Genomic DNA, 20790 nt, shown 5'->3' with positions numbered 1-20790 from the left:
ACAAGCAATTAACAATTGACTTATCTGATTTGCTGACCAATACTAAAAGTAAATCCTTTCAAACCTTTATTTTGCAAGCCTGGAATCGGATCAAATCCGTAACCATAATCAATTCCTAAAAGACCAAATGCCGCCATGAATATCCTGGCACCTATACCTGCTGACCTCCGCAATTTAAACGGATTGTAATCTTTATAACTTCCCCAGCTATTACCCGCCTCGGCAAATGCCAATGCAAAAATAGTGGCCTGAGGATTGAGAGAAACCGGATACCTCAGTTCCAAGGCATATTTGCTATAAATTATTCCACCGGTACGTGAATACACGTTGGCGTTTTGAGTCGAAAGTTTTTCATTGTAGGTTGATTCGTAAACAACTCCTTCATCATAGCCTCTCATCCCAATCAATTCTACACCAATACTATTAGAGTTTTGAAGTCCCATTCCTGCACCACCTATTACAAATCTACCAAACGGACTATATCCTTTTGACTGGTTGTATTTACCCAAGAAACCCATGTTACCTTTTGCATGAAGTACAAACTTGCCCACCAATGGGGCATACCAGTCTGCATCAAACATCCATTTATGACCTTCAATCCAAAGTTTTTCACCCGTCTGTTTTCCAAACGCTGAGTAAGGTGGATTAAACGAGGCATTTAGTGATATATTAGAGCCACTGGTTGTAAATTGAGGATTGTTAAGTGTATATCTTGATAGGTTCAATCCTAAAGTAATATCATGAGCCTGACCATTCTGGAAGTTGCTCAATAATATACTGTTTGATACATCATAATATTGATAAGAAAGAACCGAACTCAAAGAGAAATTTCGGTCAGGCCAGTTAAGTCGTTTACCGTAGGTGATTGATCCACCAGTATTTCTAAAGAATCCTTGGTAAAGTGAAGAATTGTAAACGTTTCCATAATAACTGCCATAGTTGGAACCAGAGTAATAATCCTGCATTCTTTTGGCTATTTTGCTATAATCCTGCACAGAGTGGAAAATACTCACAGAGAATGAATTAGGCTTTTTGCCACCCAACCATGGTTCTGTAAATGAAATTGAGTAATTCTGAAAACCTCCATTGGCCTGAACTCTTATAGCAAAACGCTGTCCGTCACCTTTTGGAAGCGGTTTGTATTCTTTTAGGTCAAATATTTTCCTGATTGCAAAATTGTTAAATACTATACCAAAAGTACCAATAATACCCTGTATCCCGCTCCAACCTCCTGATAGCTCAATGTTATCATTCGATTTTTCTTCAACATTGTACTCTATATTAACTGTTCCATCACTTTGTGGAATTGGTTTAGGATCAATTTTTTGAGGATCAAAATATCCCAATTTCGACAACACCTGTACAGTTTCAACTAAATCTGTTTTCGAAAACTTCTGGCCAGGTTTGGTCAAAATCTCTCTAAACACTACATGGTCACTGGTTTTTGTATTACCATTTAGAATTATCTTGCTTATTGTTGCCTGTTTTCCTTCATTGATTCTCATTTCAATGTCAATAGAATCGCCATCAATAGCTACTTCTACAGGTTGGCAGCTAAAATATAGGTAGCCGTCATCCATGTAATAAGAACTGATATCAGCACCCGGTTTTCCGTTAATTTTTTTCTCGAGTTCTTCAGGATTGTACACTTCGCCTTTTTTTACATCCAGAATCAAACTCAAAGTATCTGAATTTCGGAGATAATTCCCCGACCAGCTTACATTTCTATAATAAAATCGTTTTCCTTCAGTTACATTTAAGACGATATTGATACTTCTGTCGTCGAATTTGAACATAGAATCTTTGGTTATCTGGGCATTACGATATCCGTTTTTGTTGAGAAAAGCAACGAGTTTCTCTTTATCCTCTTTAAATTTCTTTTCTACAAATTTTGATGGAGTAAAAATCCTTAATGGTGCTCTTTCTTTTGTGCCTTTCATTTTTGATAAGAGCTTCCATTCTGGCATTTCTTCGATACCATTGAGCTGTATATCATTAATTTTAACTTTTTTCTTTTTTGCTATATTGAATACAAGGGCGGCATTGTTGGCACGGAGAGTATCAGTTATTTGCTGTGCTTGCACGGTACAATTGTAAAATCCTTTATCAAGATAATGTTTTTTGATTAACCCCTGAAGGTTTTTTACCATAGCTTCAGTGATAACTTTACCTTTATAAGTTTTAATTTTTTCCTCAACTGTTTCCTGTTCACTTTTCCTGATTCCCTTCAAAACAATCTTGCTTAATCGGGGTCTTTCTTTAAGGTTTAAGTCCAAAAAAACTGTTTTGCCTTCGATTTTTGTGATGTCAATTGAGATATCTTCCAATATTCCCTGGTCCATCAATCTTTTGATTGCGGTAGAAATTTTCTCACCTGGTATAGTCACTACGTCATTCACATTAAGACCTGAAACCGAAATTAAGGTATTAGGATCAAGAAATTTAACACCCGAAACTGTTATTCCTCCGATAATGTATTCTTTTGGTGCCAAATAATCCACCGGGTTTTCAACAGCTACCACCGGTTTATTTCGATTGCCACCAACTCCAATAAATTGAGAAAAAGCCTTGTGGTTGCTTAATGTTAGTAATCCAATTATTAAAAATAGTCTGATAGGGTTAATCATTTATTCTGTTTTTCTTTAATCTGTTCTCCGGTTTTTCCGAATCTTCTTTCTCTGTTTTGAAAACTTAACACTGCCTCGAAAAGATGTTGTTTTCTGAAATCGGGCCAAAAAATGTCGTCTAAAAATAATAGTTCTGCATAAGCTGACTGCCAAAGGAGGTAGTTGCTGATACGGTGATCACCACCAGTTCTTATCAATAAATCTACTTCCGGGTCAGGAAATGTCGAAAGGTAATTTCCAAACATACCCTCATTTATATCTTCTATAGTAAGTTTTTGGTCTTTTACCTCACTTACAATACTTTTTACTGCCTGAATTATATCCCATTTTCCGCTGTAACTAAGGGCCAAAGACAACACTAGTCCTGTATTATTTTTAGTATCCTCTATTCCCTTCAGCATACTTTCCCTTGCGTTTTTGGGGAGCTGTGTCAAATCACCTATACACTTGAGTTTTACATTGCTTTTATGGAGTTCAGGTACCTCATCAGTAATAGTTTTTACCAAAAGGTTCATGATGCCATCCACTTCAGCTTTGGGTCTGCTCCAGTTTTCAGTCGAAAAAGTATAAAGTGTCAAATAACCAACTCCCAACTCTCCACAGGCCTTAACAGTATCTCTTACTGCTGTAATTCCATGGTGATGACCGAAAATACGCATAGCACCTCTGCTTTTTGCCCATCTGCCGTTACCATCCATAATAACGGCAATATGTTTGGGTAAATTGTTTTTGTCTATTGATTCAATCAAAATTATCTTTCAAAAAGGAGTGCAAAAATACAAAATTTTAAGGCTTAAAGAAATTAATAAAACAAAATCCTAAAATATTGTTTTTTTGATTGTTATAAAAAGAAGAATTGGACTATCGGCCAGGCGGACAATGGACTTTATAAAACAAATAACTTACAGAAAAAGAGACGTAAAAGTATTTGTCTTTTTGAGGTGTATTGGCATGTGTTAAAACCCCTGAGGTGCCGGGGAGAATTTTGAAAAATGAAGGATCCGGACCTACCACAACATCAGCATAAGAGTCGAAGCTGTCTGTATTATCAGTTTTTCCCATATGTAATAAAGCTCTTGTGCTGAATTCTGCTCCGAAATTCCACTTTCCCCTTACGATAGTTTTATAACCTATTCCAAAAGGTAGGAAATAATTTACATTTACATTACTGAAATCTGTTGGAGGGTTTGTGCCAACCGGGCTGTAATATCTGCCACGAATAATATCGTAGCTACCTAAACCAACGAATAAATATGGTGTGAATTTTTTTTCATACCGGCCATTATGTGTTCTGAAATTCAAAAAGTTATATTCGATTTGAGCATGGTAATCCCACACATCATTAAAAAATTTAAACCCTCGAGCTTTTAATAATACATCTCCTGATTTTTTATCATTTCCTGTGATACGCCCAATAAATGCATTGGCTTTAAATGAAATAGCTTTTGTGAAATTATATCTGCCAAATACATTGGCTCCAATAGAAGGATTAAAAATACGGAAAGTGGGTTGAAGATCACCTTTATAATAAGTTGGTCCTATTCCAGCACCAACTTCAATTTTTTGTGCAAAAATCAAATAAGGGAATAATACAATTGTGAGAAAACTCAAACACGATTTTTTTGTCATACCCATTCAAACGAACTGCAAAGTTCCGATATTTTATTTGAAATTAAAAATAGGGTAAAACTCAGATCATCTGATCACAGGGCATTTGATGTTGTTGCTTAATACATAACTAATTGTAAATTGAGTCAATACATAACTGTCTAGTCTTTTTGACCCCCTCAAGCTGGAAGTAGGATATATGTTTTCAGAATTAAGGCTTGGGGAAGTTCCTGAACTGGTAACCATTCCTTTAATTGTAGCCGCATTTAAAAACTGTGAAATTCTGTTTGCACCGGAAGCGGCATGAAAATCCTCATTAGCTCTGTAACTCATCAATGGAGCGTTAAGTCCAAAATTCGCCTCCAACAAGTCAAAGTCAGGGTAAACAGTATTTCCTACATCATCAAGATAGTCTGTTGGAGTATATCGAAACCCGGCCTCTGCTGAAAAGTCCCAGCTTTTGCCCACTTTGACTCTGAAACCCACAGATACAGGTGCAACTATTTGGACTAAAGAGTATTTTTTTATTGTGGATCCCGGCAAATTCTGACCTGAAGTATTGTAACCATAAAGAGCAACCCAATCTTTCCTTTCATCTTTGGTTGAGTAAGTTTGAGTAGCAGATGTCCTCAAAATTGCTTTTGGATTATGTCCATAAAACCCCAAACCGGCTGAAACAAAAGGCATGAACGTATTTCGTCCTTTTGGACCTTTGTTGTATTGAGGAAGAAGGTTATAAATACCCGAAACCGTAAATTCTTTCAGGTCATTTCTGAAATGTAGGTTTCTTATGGCCTGAGAAGCTAGTTTTTCAATATTACGATTTGAGAAAGTATAGTCATCTCCATATATCCTGGCGTAAGTAAATGATGCTCTGGCAGCTAATTTTTCAGAAAGATATCTGGTGTAATTTATGGTTCCGTTCCACCTGACATTGGTGTAAAGGCCATAATATGCATAGGTGTAAGGTGCCAAATCGCCAAAATAATGGGAAGAGCCACCACCAATACCCACGGTGGAATATTGATTTACGATTTTTTTTCTACTAAAAATGCCATCTTTTTTCTGACCGAAAGATTGAATAATAATCAGTCCACAAAAGATAATGGTAAGGCTGAATGCTTTTTTTACAGAAATAATCATTTTTACTCTCCTAGTTTTCTCAATTTGGTAGGAAACGAAAATTCCTACTATTTTATTGAATATTTTTTAAACTCTGTTTCTAATATCCTCGCCCCATCTAAGCTTTTTTCTCAAAGTGGAGAGGAAATCGTTACCCTTTATTTTTACCAGTTTGGCTTTAAATTTTTCAAGACTTATTACAATCTCACCAATTTCGTCACCTACGATTTTAGCTCTGGAGTCCATCGAAAGTAAAAAATTCTTACTCCGGCTTTCGACACTGAAAGTAATCTGACTCTTGCTGGATACAATAATGGGTCTCACAAATAAATTGTGCGGGCATATTGGCGTAATTACGAAATTATCAGACTGCGGAACCATCAATGGTCCTCCGCAACTCAGATTATATCCGGTAGAACCCGTAGGGGTTGCTACCATTATGCCGTCTGCCCAATAGCTATTCAAAAACTCTCCATCCACATAGGTATTTATTACTATCATGGAGGAAGTATCGGTTTTTGCTATGGCTATTTCGTTGAGTGCAAAATTCATGCCTGATTCAAATATCTCAGTATCGGCACGGGCATTAATCATGATGCGTTCATCGATGGAATAATCTTTCTGTAATATTTTATCGATGGTTTCTTTAATATGCTGCGGCTGGATATCAGTCAAAAAGCCCAGACGTCCAAAATTGATTCCCAATACCGGGATCTCGTATTTGGCAACCAACCAAAGTGTTTCTAAAAAAGATCCGTCACCTCCCAGGCTTAATGCCATATCATAATCACTGATTTCGGAGGAAAGATTAAATATCCTGGACTGTTTAAACTGAATTTGGTTTTCAATCAAAATCTCAGCGAAAGATTCAGATACGCTATATTCTATATGATGAGCTTCAATTTCATTGAAAATTTCCTGAATCGATTGAGATGATTCATTTTTAAAAACACGTCCGTGTATTAGAAATTTCATTTTAGTAATATTAAAAAAAGAAGGGATAAGTTTTTGACAGAAAAAATGACTCAGGTTTTACCCAAAATCAAATACTCAGATATTTCATGAGTAAATCGTAACGGTCTTTTTCCAGATTTGTTACAGGTTCAGAAGCATAATATGAGCTTACTTCGTATCCGTGTCTTTCTAAGGAGCTTACTATCGGGCTTATCTGAGACACATCTATTTTAAGTGTAATCAGCAGATTATTAAACATATCATGACTCAAAAACATGCTCATGATTTTCCCGGATTCCTGCTCAATTATTCTGGAAATGTCAGACAATTGGTAATCGCCTTCATTGGTTTTTATTTCTATTAATCCGCCGTTTTCGGAGAGCACCATTTTGTCAACCAAGGTCTGAAATGCTGTCTTTCGCTCAATTATACCTTTAAATTCACCTTTGCCCTGAACCGGAAGAAACTCAATGTTATCATTACGAAATGACTTAATAATTTCCACAAGTGGAAAATTTTCATCTATTTCGATATTGTAGTCAATCGGTTCAATTTCCTCAAGGAGGGTATCAAAATCATAATTGAGCAGGTGATCTTCAGTAAATATACCAAGGTATTGTTTATTATTGACCAAAGGCAATTGAGAATACTTAAAGTCAGCCATAAGTTGTAAGGCTCTGTCCACATTGTCAGAAGGCCTTAAAACCGGGATGTCTGTACTTAACAAATCTTTGGCAACCATTCTTTAAGCTGTTTTTAGCCTGTAAATATATTTCAGATTATATTTTTAGGAAATTTAGAGTATAAGTTTAAATTTCCTACTAAATCAATGTTTTATAATTTCTTTCAAAAATCATACTGAAATTAACTTGCTTTTATATAAAAAATATATTTCGCTGAATTTTTTTTCAAAAATTAATCAATTTGGACTTGTTTTATTGTCCCAAAAATTCCTTAATCGCATTTTCAGCCTCTCTTGTAATTTCTTCAGGTGTTTTACCTTTTTTATCAATCGGATCGAGAGTTGTCCATGACATGTGTACAAAACTTCTTAACGGAAAAATACCGGTAGGATTGAATTTTCCCGTATTTTTTATTGCAATAGGTACAATTTCGGCATTAGGAATTTTTTTAATCAGAGTGGCTACACCACCTACTGCAAATGGCTTCAACTTACCTGTTCTGGAACGCGTACCTTCAGGGAAAATCACCGCCGAAAACTTTTTTTCTTTAACATAAGTGGCAAATCTGATAATTTCCGCAATTGCCTGCTTTGGGTCATTGCGGTCAATCAAGGCGGCTTTACCTGCTCTAAGATTATATGAAATACCCGGAATTCCTTTAGAAAGTTCTTTTTTTGAAATAAATAAGGGTGTTTGTTTTCTCAAAAACCAAATGATTCCCGGAATATCAAACATACTTTGGTGATTGGCTATAAATATTTTTGAAGTGCCCTCACTCAATTTTTGGCTTTCCTTGAAGCTTACCCCTGATCCTGTAAAATACCATCCGTAAACTATCAGGAAGTTCATCCACTCTACAGTTTTCTGATGTGCTTTTTGCCCAAAAATATTATATGCAAAAGCTTGAATTCCATGAAAAATAACAAGAATTAGCCCAAACCAGACCACATAAATAACACTTAAGATGTAGTCTAAAACTCTTTTCATTCTATAGCTTTTTTTTGCAAAGTTACGATTTTTCCTGTAAGTTCTGTGCGAAATTATACCCAAAAAGACGATACCGGTTAGGTAGTGCGTGTTATTTGGTTTATTTTTGTTTTATAAATATTGATTGTTGATGGAATTGCTAAAAACAAGAATCGAGGTGATGAACCACATCGGGAAGGAAGTGGACACCCTGATTGAAGAATTTTTAAACCCGATTGAATCAAATTGGCAGCCTTCTGATTTCCTTCCTGATGCTTCCCGCGAAGATTTTGTTAATGAAGTTAAACTCTTGCAGGAAGCCTGCAGTGAACTTCCATATGATTACATTGCTGTATTAGTTGGAGATACCATTACTGAAGAGGCCCTTCCTACATATGAGTCCTGGCTCATGAATATGGTTGGAGTCAATCAGGTGGCTCAAAAAGATACAAGCTGGGTTAAATGGAACAGGTGGTGGACAGCAGAAGAAAATCGTCACGGAGATTTGCTGAACAAGTATTTATATCTCTCTGGAAGGGTAAATATGCGTGAAATGGAGGTTTCTACGCAGTGGTTGATTGCCGACGGATTTGATATAGGCACTGACTCTGACCCTTACCGGAATTTTGTTTATACTTCTTTTCAGGAATTGGCAACCAATATCTCGCATAGAAGAACAGCAACCCTGGCCAAGAAATATGGTAATCCGCATTTATCCAAAATATGTGGAGTGATAGCAGCCGATGAGATGCGTCATGCTAAGGCATACAAAACTTTTATTTCGAAAATATTTGAGGTTGATCCAAGTGAAATGATGCTGGCTTTTGAAGATATGATGAAGAAAAAAATTGTGATGCCGGCACATTTTCTGAGAGAAACCGGAGAAAAAATCGGTTCAGTTTTTTCTCATTTCTCTGATTCTGCCCAAAGGTTGGGGGTTTATACTACGCTTGATTATATTCAGATATTGGAAGATTTGATTTTGGATTGGAAAATTGAAAAATTAACAGACTTAAATGGAGCAGCAGAAAAGGCACGTGATTATGTTGTGGCTTTACCTGACCGTCTCAAGCGAATTGCCGACAGAACCAAAATTCCTGAAATTGAATATGAGTTTAGCTGGATTACCAGATAATCAAAATATTGGTCAATTTGGCTTAAAATTTGTCAAATAATTGTTAAAAGATTAGTTTTAGGGCAATTATACAATTAGAATGAGGGTATTGTTTACGGTCTTAGTTGTAATTCTATGTACAGGCAATCTTTTTGGGCAAGTTTCAAACTGGAAAAAAGATACTACTCAGATTTATAATAACGATGACTCGACCGTTATTTGGCGGTACGGTGGAGTTGCAATATCCCATGCATTTAATTCTCCCTATAACAGTAAATTAATGGTTACCGATAAATATCGCACTATAAATAATCGTGGTATTTATGTGAGTGTAAACGAACCACTTGGTGTAAATGATACTACAACTGTTGGTCTTGCAACCGATACTCAGGAAGCCCATAATGTATTCGTGGCCAATCATTATGCCAATTTCAAACCCAATACCAATTTTACTGATGTACATACAAGTACAGCTGAGTTTAATTTTTTCAGAGGAATTAGTGACTCTGTAGGATTTCGTGACGGTGGTACATTGGCCAAAACTGCAGTAGTTAAGCTCTCAGGAACATTTGGAAATAGTGGAAGGGCCTACCGCAATACGGAATTTGACATGCTTAACCTTAGGTTTTTTACAGACCAAAGTGCGGGTAATCCGGCGATTATTGACAATTTTTATGGAATAAGATTCGAAGATTTCAGAGGGGTAAACACCTCGATGATTACCAAAGGTTGGGGGATTTTTATTAAACCAACTATTTTAAATAATTTTTTTGGAGGAAAAGTTGGTATTGGTACCCAGGATGTTACTCATGCTTTGACAATCGATGCGGTTTCTAATCCTTTAAAGGTAAAAGGTCTGGCCACGTCGTCCTCACCTTCTAGTATTATGGTAGTTAATGCTGCTGGTGAAGTAAGCAAAAGTAATCTGGCAGATCAGGTACGAAGTTTTCAGGTTACAGTTGCAGATGCAACCTTGATTGATACCATAGAAATATATATTCATAAAGGGGGTAATGCAAATTATATACTTCCGGCACCAGGTACACGTACCGGTAAAACCTGGAGTATCTCAAATGTAGGTAGTGGGTCTATTACCCTTAATGTACCTTTTTTTGATGGAAACGAAACCCGAAATACAATTATCAATAAAGCTGGAGCAAATAAATTCGTTTTGTTTTCCGATGGTACAGATTACATTTCTATAAAATGATTAAAAAGTTTATTTCTTTTCTTGAAAATAATATTTCAGCATCTTTAATAATTACAATTTTTATTGGAATTCTTTGTTTTATTCCTTCTAAACAGATTCCCACAACAGGTACTGATGATAAAACTGCTCATTTCCTGGCATTTGGGACAATGGCTTTTTTATGGTTATTGTATCTGAAAAACTACTTCAAAGTATTTGGTGGACTTTTTGTTTATGCAATTTTTATAGAAATAGTACAAAAAAACCTTCCACTTGATTTTCACAGGGGTTTCGAATATGCCGACATCCTTGCTGATACGCTGGGTATTGTTTTGGGATTGATAATTGTATATTTCTTTAAAAAATATGTTTTGAAATTTTTTCGGTAAATATTTTAGAATTTGACATAAAAAAAGAGGACAAAATTGTCCTCTTTTTCTTTTAAATATATTGTTTTTAGATTTTCACAGCAATACTTAACTCCTTGAGCTGCAAGTCGGAGATACTTGATGGTGAGTCAATCATCACGTCACGTCCACTGTTGTTTTTAGGGAAAGCTATAAAATCTCTGATTGATTCTGCCCCGCCAAACAATGAAACCAATCGGTCAAATCCAAATGCCAAACCGGCATGCGGAGGTGCTCCGAACTCAAAGGCATCCATCAGGAATCCAAACTGTTTTTTGGCTTCTTCATCAGTAAATCCAAGTATCTCAAACATTCTCTTTTGTAATGGTCTCTGGAAAATCCTTACTGACCCTCCTCCTACTTCGGTTCCGTTTATAACCATGTCATAGGCATTGGCTCTTACTTTACCAAGATCTGTATCCAGCAATGGAATATCTTCAGGCTTTGGAGATGTAAACGGATGGTGCATTGCAAACCAACGGTTTTCTTCTTCACCAAATTCTAAAAGCGGAAAATCTACAACCCAAAGGACCTTGTAATCAAAAGGATTTCTAAGCCCCAATCTGCTACCCATTTCTAATCTGAGTTCATTGAGTTGTTTTCTGGCTTTATCTGCTTTTCCTGATAAAACCAAAATCAAATCACCAGGTTTTGCCTCGAAAGCAGTCGCTATAGCTTTCAAGTCATCTTCACTATAAAATTTATCAACTGAAGATTTTAAAGTTCCATCGGAGTTATAGCGAATATAAACTAAGCCTTTAGCACCGATTTGTGGTCTTTTTATCCAATCAGTCAATTCATCTACCTGCTTACGGGTGTATTCAGCACATCCGCCGGCATTTATTCCTACAACTAATTCAGCATCGTCAAATATCTGAAAACCTTTTCCTTGTACCATGTGATTCAATTCCACAAATTTCATTTCAAACCGGGTGTCTGGTTTGTCAGAGCCATAATACTTCATGGCATCGGCGTAGGTCATTCTAGGGACCTCCTGTAAGTCGATATTTTTTACAGTTTTGAATAGGTGTCTTACCAGACCTTCAAACATATTAAGCACATCCTCTTGCTCCACAAAAGACATTTCACAGTCAATCTGAGTGAATTCCGGCTGTCGGTCAGCACGCAGATCCTCATCTCTGAAGCATTTGACGATCTGATAGTAGCGGTCAAACCCTGAAACCATCAACAATTGTTTGAAAGTTTGTGGAGACTGTGGTAAAGCATAGAATTCGCCGGGATTCATCCGGCTGGGAACCACAAAATCACGGGCACCTTCAGGGGTTGATTTGATTAAAACTGGGGTTTCAACTTCAATAAAATCATGCGAATCCATGTAGATTCGGGTTTGTTGAGCTACTTTGTGTCTTAAAAGGAGGTTTTGTCTGACTGAATTTCTTCTTAAATCCAGATAACGATACTTCAATCTGAGCTCATCACCACCGTCGGTATCATCTTCAATCAAAAATGGAGGAAGTTTGGCAGGGTTTAATATTTCCAGACTTTCAACCCTAAGTTCAATTTCTCCGGTTTCGATTTTATCATTTTTAGAAAGTCTTTCTATTACAATTCCTTTAGCTTTGATTACAAATTCCCGACCTAAAGCACGGGCTGCTTCAAGAATTTCAGGGGAAGTTTTACCTTCTTCAAAGATTAACTGGGTTATTCCATATCTATCACGAAGATCTATCCAAATCATGCCTCCCTTGTCACGGATACGTTGTACCCATCCGCACAATTCGGCATTTTGGTTAAGATTTTCAATCCTTAGCTCTCCACAAGTATGTGTTCTCAACATAAATTTCTTAAAATTAGGCTGCAAAATTAAGAAAATGTTCGGCTCGATTGATGTTTATTTAAAAAGTTTATTGGGCTGGAGGCTGAGAATTTGGGTTTTGAATGCCAGGCTCTTTCGGAATAATCAATGCTAAAATAAAATACACGACTACTAAAGAGCCAAAACTAAAAAAAGTAATAAGAGCAAACGCTACCCTAACTATTGTTGAATCAATCTCGAAATATTTACCTAAGCCACCGCAAATTCCCAAAAACATAGCTTCAGCTCCATGTGTTCTGTATAATTTTTTTTCCATGGTTTTTTTTGAATAAGTAATTTAACGCAATATACTAAAATTCAGAAATTGACAATTAGATTTTTAATAATTGATTTACAAATTAGTATAGGTTTTTACCAAAAAAAATGGCCCCTCAAATTTTATTGGGAGCCATGAAACTGATTTTTAAAATAATTAAAACCATCCAAATGGGTTCCATAGACCGCCCATTCCCCATAAAACGGTTGCTATTAAGCAACCCCAAACTGCTGATTTTACCTGGTCTTTGTCATTGTCGGTAATGAAATAAACCAATAATAACCCAACCACTCCAAGGCAACATCCCCACCAAAAGCTACCAACAATCGGCATATCTCCTTCTAAATTGATGGTACTCAATGTCGATTCTTCAATCGCAATGCCAGAGAGCAACTCGCTTTTTTCAGACTTTAAAACCTCCATTGTGGTTCCTGGATGACTGTTAATATAACTTTCAAGTTTATTAAGATTGTCAAAGTTTAAGTCGTTTTCAGAATAAGAGAATTCATCATTTGACCATGCAAAAACAGTTACCAAAATAAACAAGATGCTGAGAATTACTTTTTTCATTTTTTTCATTTTTTAGGTTTAATTTACAGATGATTTATTTGGGTCAATCGTTGCTTTTATTTTTTAAAAATTTCAAAGTTTTCTAATAACTAACTGAATCCAATCAATGCCACAATAATATTTAAATGAATTTTAATGGAAAAATTTTTTTCAAAAAAATTATTGAACTATTTATTTAATTTAAATGTAATAACATTAAATACAAAAGTATAATATGAAAACAAGACTAATAAAATCAGAAGATAGGGGATTTGCCAATCATGGTTGGTTGAAATCGTTTCATACATTTAGCTTTGCCAATTTTTACAACCCAGATCAGGTAAACTTTGGAGCCCTAAGAGTTGTAAATGACGACTTTGTGGCTCCAGGGATGGGCTTTGGTAAGCATCCGCACGACAACATGGAGATTGTTTCGATTCCTCTTGAAGGGGCCCTTGAGCACGGTGACAGCATGGGAAATACCACTGTAATCAGGAATGGAGAAATTCAAATTATGTCAGCCGGTACTGGTGTGACTCACTCGGAGAAAAATCAAAGCGGTAAGGAGCCGGTTAAGTTTTTGCAGATTTGGGTTTTTCCCGATAAAAAAGGTTTGACACCATCGTATGATCAGAATTTTTTTGATGTTTCTGAGAGAAAAAATAAATGGCAGACCATTGTTTCACCAGTTGGAAGTAATGAAACAGGTGTTAAAATCAATCAAAGCTCATGGTTTTCTATGCTTGAATTAGAAGCCGGAAAAACTATTGATTATCGAATTAAAAAAGAGGGTAATGGCCTCTGGTTTTTTGTTTTGGAAGGAAAAGTAAGTCTTGGAGATATAAAATTGAACACAAGAGATAGTTTGGGTGTTTGGGAAACAAATGAGGTTTCGATTTCCGGGGATGAAAATGCATCCCTTCTTCTTATCGAAGTACCAATGACTTTTTGATTTTAACATAAAAATATCATGTTACGAAAAATAAAAAGAATAAGCTCGACTACAGCACAAAGAGTGGGGGAGCATAAAATGTACCAGCCACTTCCTGATGTCGGGGTTGACCAAATTAGCCCATTTTTGCTTTTGCATCATCATGGTCCTCATGTTTTTGAGCCTTATAATCAGGGGCTTCCATTTGGGCCACATCCACATCGGGGTTTCGAAACGCTTACCTTTATTTTCGAAGGGGAAATCGAGCATGCCGACAGCCAGGGATTTAAGAGTGTAATAAAAGATGGAGGGGTGCAGTGGATGACCGCCGGAAGAGGAATTGTCCATTCTGAAAATCTTTCTGCCAATCAACGTGAAAACGGCGGTCCGATGGAGATAATTCAACTATGGATGAATCTGCCGGCAGCTCAAAAAATGACAGCCGCAAATTATCAGGGCTTTCAGAAAAGTGACATCCCGTTAGTAATTACCGATGAGGGGAAAGTGGAAGTGTCGGTAATTTCCGGTGATTTTCAGGGTCAAAAAGGAGTGGCAAATTCTATAACCGGTCTGGAGTTTTTAAATATCAAAATTGCAAAAGATGGAAAATTAAATCTCAGTGTTCCTATCGAAAAAAATATACTTTTATATGTGCTTGATGGAGAAGTGAAAGTAAATTCAAAGTTGGTCATAGGTACCCAACTCGTGCAATTTGAAGGCGAAGGAGAAAGTATTGAATTGCTTGCTGATGCCGATACCCGATTGATTTTTGGCACCGGAACTCCCATCAATGAACCCATGGTGGCTCAGGGGCCGTTTGTGATGAACACCACCACCGAGATTATGCAGGCCATGCGGGACTACCAGATGGGAAAAATGGGAATTATGTAATAGTTTGTTTTTTTTAAAATTGAAACTTAAACATTTGAGTGAAGGCTTTTACCAGCCCGATTTCGAAACAGTTTAAGTTTTCTTTTTTTATTCTGCCTAAACACCATATTTTGCATTAGAATAAGATTCGGAAGGCATTTGATGTATCCATCGATTATGTTTTCTATAAATTTTTAAAAAATATGAAAAAAACTTTTTTACTAATATTGCTTTTGAGTGTTGGTTCCTTCGCCCAAAAACGCCCTGTTGATTTAATGATAAGCAATGCGAAAGTTTACACAGTCAATGCGGCTTTTAAAATTGAAACAGCATTTGTGGTCGATAAAGGGAGAATTGTTGAGGTTTCATCATTAAGCAATTTGCAAAAAAAGTTTTCCCCAAAAAAAACAATTGATTTAGGAGGAAAGGCGGTCTTCCCTGGATTTTATGATCCACATTCTCATTTTATTGGTTTTGGTGAAATGCTCTCGCAATGTGATTTGGTGGGAGCTGAATCTTTTGAAGAGATTTTAGAAAGACTAAAAGAATTTAGAATCAAAAATCCGGACAACGAATGGATAATTGGTCGTGGCTGGGACCAGAACGATTGGAAAATTAAAGAATTTCCCAATAACGAAGCTCTGGATGCGATTTTTCCGGATATACCAGTGATGCTGACAAGAATAGATGGTCATGCACTTTTGGCCAATTCAAAAGCTTTACAATTAGCCAAAATTTCTCCAGCATCCAAAGTGCCTGGCGGGGCAGTGGAGGTTCTGGATGGTCAGCTAACTGGGATTTTGATTGACAATGCCATGGGTTTGCTCAAAAGGGTGATGCCAGGCGAGACAGAAGCTCAAATGCGAAAAATGATATTGGAAGCTCAAAAAGAATGCTTTAAAGTGGGTCTAACAACCGTTTCTGAAGCAGGAGCGAGCCAGGAAGATATAGAGTTATTGATGAAAATGCACAACGAAGGCTCCCTCAAAATCCGGGATTACGTGATGGTGTCAGTTGGTTTGAGAAATTTGGATTATTTCACCAAAAGAGGTATTATAAAAACAGACCGTATCAATGTGCGGTCATTTAAAATCTATGGTGATGGGGCATTGGGCTCTAGAGGTGCCTGCCTGTTGAAACCTTACAGTGATGACCCCGGTAATTCAGGATTTTTACTAACTTCAAAAAACGAGATGGATAAGTTTTTTGAGCAAATATATAAATCTGACTATCAGGCAAATACTCACTGTATCGGCGATTCTGCCAATCGATTGGTATTGGATCTTTATGGGAAATATTTAAAACAAAAAAATAATCGTCGCTGGCGAATCGAGCACTGCCAGGTAGTTAACCCATCAGATGTGCCTAAATTTTCCAAATTTTCCATTATTCCTTCGGTGCAGGCTACTCATGCTACTTCTGACATGTATTGGGCGGGGAAACGGCTCGGTGCGGAAAGGGAAAAACATGCGTATGCATTCAATGATTTGATGAAGCAAAATGGTGTTTTGGCAAATGGGAGCGATTTTCCTGTTGAGTACATTAATCCCCTTTTTAGTTTTCATGCCGCAGTAGCCCGTCAGGATGCTAAAAATTGGCCTGAAGGAGGATTCCAAAACGAAAACGCCATTTCAAGAAAAGAAGCTTTGAAAGCCATGACACTCTGGAGTGCTTATGCCAATTTCGAAGAAAAAGAAAGAGGAAGTATAGAACAGGGTAAAATGGCTGATTTTGTGGTACTTGAAGAAGATATTATGACCATAGAGTTGTCCAAAATCAGGTCAGTAAAAGTGCTTCAAACCTGGGTTGGTGGAGAGAGGGTTTATTGATGATTCTATAAGAAAATTATCTTTGAATCAGAATCTTTAGAAAAAAATAATTTAAAAAAAAAACTAAATGTACGCCGGAAGCCATAAGTTAAAAGCTCAAAAATATGTTTTCAGATGCCTATAAACTAGCCTCAAAATATACTTTTCCCGTTTTAATTTCATCAAAATTGATGGACGGAACCTTGGAAAGTGGTGTGGGGGCTTTTGTAATTATTAACGAGGAAGGCTGGTTTATGACGGCAGCCCATGTATTGAGTGGCATGTTGGCCCATCAACAACATGTGGTTCAATATCAGGAATTTATCAAACAGAAAACGAATACTTCAGTTAGTCCAAATCCAAAATGGATTCTCCAACATTCGGTTTGGTTTGGAGCCGACCACCACAAAGTCAATAGTTTTCATATTTTACAAGATAATGATCTGGCCATAGGGAAAATCGAAAATTATAACCCTGATTTTGTAAAACAATACCCAAAATTTATCAACTCATCGCGTATCAGTCCGGGTACGTCATTGTGTAAGCTTGGCTTTCCTTTTTATGATGTAAAAGTAAGTTACAATGAAAACATGCGGAGCTTTATATACGATCAGTCCATTTTTCCGATTCCGATGTTTCCAATCGACGGTATCATGACCAGAAACATAATTTCGGGTAAAAGTCAGGATGGAATATTTGAGTTTAAGTGGCTGGAAACCAGTTCTCCGGGTTTACGAGGCCAAAGCGGCGGACCAACTTTTGACAAAGATGGAAATATTTGGGCTTTGCAATCTCAAACCCGCCACTTACCTCTGGGTTTTTCTCCCAAAATAAAAAAAGATGAGATTGAAATAGAAGAAAATCAATTCCTGAATGTGGGTTGGGGTGTTCATGTCGAAACCATTTTGAAATTTTTGGATTTCCACAAAGTGAAATATTATTCTGCTTAAGGAGTTTTTATATACTTTTTATTATCAGATTCCGGATAATTAGGTTAAGAATTCATTTAAAATGACGGATTTAGAAAATTCAATATTAAAAAATCTTAAAAAAGAGTATTATATTTGTACAAAACAACCAAAGCTAAGCTAAACCCTAGTAAAAATTGAGCAGAAGTACCATACGTTTAGTAATTATTCTGGGAGTTATTGCAATTACAGGAATTCTCGCCATTCAGATTTATTGGGTCAAAAGAGCATTTGATCTGAAAAGTCAGCAATTTAACCAGACCGTAATGGTATCGCTTCGCAATGTTGCCAATCAGATATCAGCTTCCTATAAACTTTCAAATTTTGAAAATCCGGTAGATCAGGTTAGTTCTGACTATTATGTTGTAAATCTCAGGGTTCCGTTGGGACAGGAAATATTGGAGCATTTGCTCAAAGAGGAATTCAGGAAGAATAATATTAACGCAGAATTTGAATATGGAATTTATAACTGCGACACAGATAAAATCGTTTTTGGTGGGCATATCAACAAAAATTATGAGATTGAGGAAGTTAACCATGCTGCCACAATGCCCAAATCGGACCAATTTCTCAATTATTTTGCAGTAAAATTCCCCAACCAGGATAGCTATATCACAGGCAAGCTCGACTTTTGGATGATTTCATCGATCATCACAATGGTGGTCATGGCCTTTTTTGCATATTCTATGTTTGTTATTTTGAAACAAAAAAGGCTGAGTGAAGTACAACGTGATTTTATCAATAACATGACCCATGAGTTTCAGACACCCATTTCTACTATAAAAATCGCAACGGATGTGCTGAGTCAGGGGAAAATTTTGGATCAGCCCGAAAGACTTCAAAGATATGTTCAGATAATAAAACAGGAGAATAACCGGCTGAAAAACCAGGTGGAGGCAGTACTGGCAACCGCTCGAATCGGCCGTGGCCAGATGGAACTGGATATTAAAATGCAGGAAATTCACGAAATAGTTGCCGAGGTATCCGATAGCCTGAAAGCCGAATTAGAAGAGAATTTCCAGTTGCAATTGCAGGCAACAAAAACTACTATTTTTGCCGACAGAATGCACCTTATGAATGTAATCAGAAATCTGATCGACAATGCGAAAAAGTATTCGCCCAAGCCACCTTTTATTACGATTGGAACCCGAAATGAGACCAATGCTTTAGTGGTTTGGATCGAAGACAAAGGTATTGGGATTCCAAAAGAACACCTGGCTAAGATTTACAACAAATTTTATCGTGTGCCAACCGGTAACCTGCATAATGTTAAGGGTTTTGGTTTGGGATTAAATTATGTAAAAGAAATTATTAATCTTCATAAATGGAAAATTGAAGTGTCAAGTGAAGTAGGGGTTGGCACCAAATTTGAAATTATCATACCTCAACCAGACTAAGAACAATGGCAAAAATATTATATGTAGAAGATGACCCCAATCTGGGATTTGTAACCAAAGACAGCCTGGAGGAAGAAGGTTTTGAGATTTTACATTTTCATGACGGTAAAGAGGCATGGAAAACTTTTAAAAAGGAGAAATTTGATTTGTGCCTTCTTGATGTAAACCTGCCTGAACTCGATGGATTTTCATTGGCCGAAAAAATAAGAACCCAGAATTCACAGATTCCAATCATATTTCTAACTGCTAAAAACCTGCAGGAGGACAAAATTACCGGACTTAAAATTGGCGGGGATGATTACATTACCAAGCCTTTCAGTATAGAAGAACTGGTACTTAGAATAAGAGTGTTTTTAAAAAGAAATGCTGTTTCTGATTCAACAGCCACCACCGACCAGTTTTCTTGTGGTGAATATGATTTTAGTTTTTCACAGCAAACCATTGTCAGAAATGGTGATATTCAGAAACTTACTCATCGTGAAGCGGAAGTTTTGAAGTTTTTGTTGGAAAGAAAAAACCAAATTGCCAAACGCGAAGATATTCTTACCGCCATTTGGGGTCGTGACGATTACTTTTTGGGCAGAAGTATGGATGTTTTCGTGACTCGCATTAGAAAAATGCTATCAGGAGATCCAAAATTAAGATCGAAAATATTCACGGTGTTGGTTTTAAGCTTAATTGCTGATTTTTACCTTTATTTTTTTTGTCAAATTGCCATTTCTCCCTGCCATCAGGAAATTTTTCCATTGATGTACTTTTCTGTGAATCAAAACTTTACCTGACCTTTTTTTGTAGAAAAAATCAAATATTATATGAAACAATTTGGCGAGACTGTTGCGGGATATGACATTCCGGTATTGAATGAAAGAGAAATCCGTGGAGCTGCGGGAATCTTGTTTCTCTTACTGATAACTTCCTTCTGGAAAATTATCTTTGGAGGCGATTTTATCATGATAAAGTACTTTATTCCGGCATTTATGACCGATATGGCCATCCGGATTTTTATCAGTCCCAAATACTCACCTTCTTTGGTAATCGCCCGTTTTTTGGTTAGAAATCAGACGCCACTTTATGTAGGTGCAGCACAGAAAAAATTTGCATGGTATATTGGTTTTGGTTTATCTGCAGCTATGTTTATTCATATTGACATTCTTAATGCTTATGGTCCGGTTACCGGTCTTACATGTCTTATTTGTATGATTTTCATGTTTTCAGAGTTAGCATTTAATTATTGTATCGGATGCAAAATCTATGGCTTGTTTTACAAAGGACAGGCAAGATATTGTCCGGGAGAAATCTGTGAACTCAAAGACCGTCAGGAAATTCAGAAAACCAATGCTTCTCAATGGATTGCTGTCGTATTATTTTTAGCGGCACTTATTGTAATTGGTTATTTCTCAAAGGATTATTTAAGCATTAAACCTCAGGAACTAATGGAAGTAATAAAAAACTGGTGATTATTCCTGAAATAAGGTATTTTTGGATTTCAGAAAATAAACCTGCC

Annotated in this window: 19 protein-coding genes and 1 pseudogene; 10 read left to right on the top strand and 10 right to left on the bottom strand. The window is 36.6% G+C overall.

The window, feature by feature from the left end; translation table 11 throughout:
* Positions 1–20: 20 nt before the first annotated feature.
* From bamA to IPP61_00950, 7 genes are all read right to left on the bottom strand, one after another.
* Positions 21–2627, bottom strand: a complete 2607-nt coding sequence (gene bamA / locus IPP61_00980) for an outer membrane protein assembly factor BamA (protein ID MBL0323755.1) — start codon at positions 2625–2627, stop codon at positions 21–23.
* Positions 2624–3376, bottom strand: coding sequence for an isoprenyl transferase (locus IPP61_00975; protein MBL0323754.1), 753 nt, complete (start codon positions 3374–3376; stop codon positions 2624–2626). The genes bamA and IPP61_00975 overlap by 4 nt, the downstream gene beginning before the upstream one ends.
* Before the next feature lie 112 nt (positions 3377–3488).
* Positions 3489–4238 (bottom strand): hypothetical protein, encoded by a 750-nt coding sequence (locus IPP61_00970; protein ID MBL0323753.1) that lies wholly within the window; start codon positions 4236–4238, stop codon positions 3489–3491.
* An 84-nt stretch (positions 4239–4322) separates the two neighbouring features.
* Positions 4323–5378 carry a hypothetical protein gene (locus IPP61_00965; GenBank protein ID MBL0323752.1) on the bottom strand — a complete coding sequence of 352 codons (1056 nt, stop codon included), beginning with the start codon at positions 5376–5378 and terminating at the stop codon, positions 4323–4325.
* 66 nt (positions 5379–5444) lie between these two features.
* On the bottom strand, positions 5445–6332 hold the full coding sequence (locus tag IPP61_00960) for an NAD kinase (protein MBL0323751.1): 888 nt from the start codon (positions 6330–6332) through the stop codon (positions 5445–5447).
* Between the two features lie 67 nt (positions 6333–6399).
* The gene (locus tag IPP61_00955) at positions 6400–7053 is read right to left on the bottom strand and encodes a CBS domain-containing protein (protein ID MBL0323750.1); all 654 of its coding nucleotides are present in this window, start codon (positions 7051–7053) and stop codon (positions 6400–6402) included.
* A gap of 193 nt (positions 7054–7246) precedes the next feature.
* Positions 7247–7981, bottom strand: a complete 735-nt coding sequence (locus IPP61_00950; protein MBL0323749.1) for a 1-acyl-sn-glycerol-3-phosphate acyltransferase — start codon at positions 7979–7981, stop codon at positions 7247–7249.
* A 130-nt stretch (positions 7982–8111) separates the two neighbouring features.
* Here IPP61_00950 and IPP61_00945 point away from each other — a divergent pair, with 130 nt between their 5' ends.
* From IPP61_00945 to IPP61_00935, 3 genes are all read left to right on the top strand, one after another.
* A complete protein-coding gene (locus IPP61_00945) occupies positions 8112–9095 on the top strand; it encodes an acyl-ACP desaturase (GenBank protein ID MBL0323748.1) in 984 nt (327 codons plus the stop codon).
* A 79-nt stretch (positions 9096–9174) separates the two neighbouring features.
* Entirely contained in the window at positions 9175–10284 is a 1110-nt protein-coding gene (locus IPP61_00940; protein MBL0323747.1) for a hypothetical protein, read from the top strand.
* Positions 10281–10652, top strand: a complete 372-nt coding sequence (locus IPP61_00935) for a VanZ family protein (protein ID MBL0323746.1) — start codon at positions 10281–10283, stop codon at positions 10650–10652. The genes IPP61_00940 and IPP61_00935 overlap by 4 nt, the downstream gene beginning before the upstream one ends.
* Before the next feature lie 67 nt (positions 10653–10719).
* On the opposite strand, the gene aspS is transcribed toward IPP61_00935, so the two are convergent.
* The 3 genes from aspS to IPP61_00920 all read right to left on the bottom strand — a co-directional run bounded on the left by aspS (position 10720) and on the right by IPP61_00920 (position 13333).
* Complete coding sequence (gene aspS / locus IPP61_00930) at positions 10720–12468, bottom strand: aspartate--tRNA ligase (GenBank protein ID MBL0323745.1); 1749 nt, start codon at positions 12466–12468, stop codon at positions 10720–10722.
* Positions 12469–12535: 67 nt separating this feature from the next.
* Positions 12536–12763 (bottom strand): PspC domain-containing protein, encoded by a 228-nt coding sequence (locus tag IPP61_00925; GenBank protein ID MBL0323744.1) that lies wholly within the window; start codon positions 12761–12763, stop codon positions 12536–12538.
* Between the two features lie 156 nt (positions 12764–12919).
* Entirely contained in the window at positions 12920–13333 is a 414-nt protein-coding gene (locus IPP61_00920; protein MBL0323743.1) for a hypothetical protein, read from the bottom strand.
* Between the two features lie 214 nt (positions 13334–13547).
* Between IPP61_00920 and IPP61_00915 the strand changes: the two genes are divergently transcribed.
* From IPP61_00915 to IPP61_00885, 7 genes and pseudogenes are all read left to right on the top strand, one after another.
* Positions 13548–14264: a pirin family protein gene (locus IPP61_00915; protein MBL0323742.1), complete on the top strand. Its 717-nt coding sequence runs from the start codon at positions 13548–13550 to the stop codon at positions 14262–14264.
* A gap of 78 nt (positions 14265–14342) precedes the next feature.
* Complete coding sequence (locus tag IPP61_00910) at positions 14343–15134, top strand: pirin family protein (GenBank protein MBL0323741.1); 792 nt, start codon at positions 14343–14345, stop codon at positions 15132–15134.
* A 182-nt stretch (positions 15135–15316) separates the two neighbouring features.
* Positions 15317–16942 carry an amidohydrolase gene (locus tag IPP61_00905; GenBank protein ID MBL0323740.1) on the top strand — a complete coding sequence of 542 codons (1626 nt, stop codon included), beginning with the start codon at positions 15317–15319 and terminating at the stop codon, positions 16940–16942.
* 104 nt (positions 16943–17046) lie between these two features.
* Positions 17047–17871, top strand: a complete 825-nt coding sequence (locus IPP61_00900; GenBank protein MBL0323739.1) for a trypsin-like peptidase domain-containing protein — start codon at positions 17047–17049, stop codon at positions 17869–17871.
* Between the two features lie 155 nt (positions 17872–18026).
* Positions 18027–19286: a HAMP domain-containing histidine kinase gene (locus IPP61_00895; protein MBL0323738.1), complete on the top strand. Its 1260-nt coding sequence runs from the start codon at positions 18027–18029 to the stop codon at positions 19284–19286.
* 5 nt (positions 19287–19291) lie between these two features.
* A pseudogene (locus IPP61_00890) lies at positions 19292–19971 on the top strand (response regulator transcription factor).
* A 127-nt stretch (positions 19972–20098) separates the two neighbouring features.
* Positions 20099–20743: a DUF4395 domain-containing protein gene (locus IPP61_00885; protein ID MBL0323737.1), complete on the top strand. Its 645-nt coding sequence runs from the start codon at positions 20099–20101 to the stop codon at positions 20741–20743.
* Positions 20744–20790: the final 47 nt, after the last annotated feature.

This window comes from Cytophagaceae bacterium (assembly GCA_016722655.1).
In the GTDB taxonomy this organism is placed as follows: domain Bacteria; phylum Bacteroidota; class Bacteroidia; order Cytophagales; family Spirosomataceae; genus Leadbetterella.
This window is presented reverse-complemented; position numbering and strand designations above follow the sequence as displayed.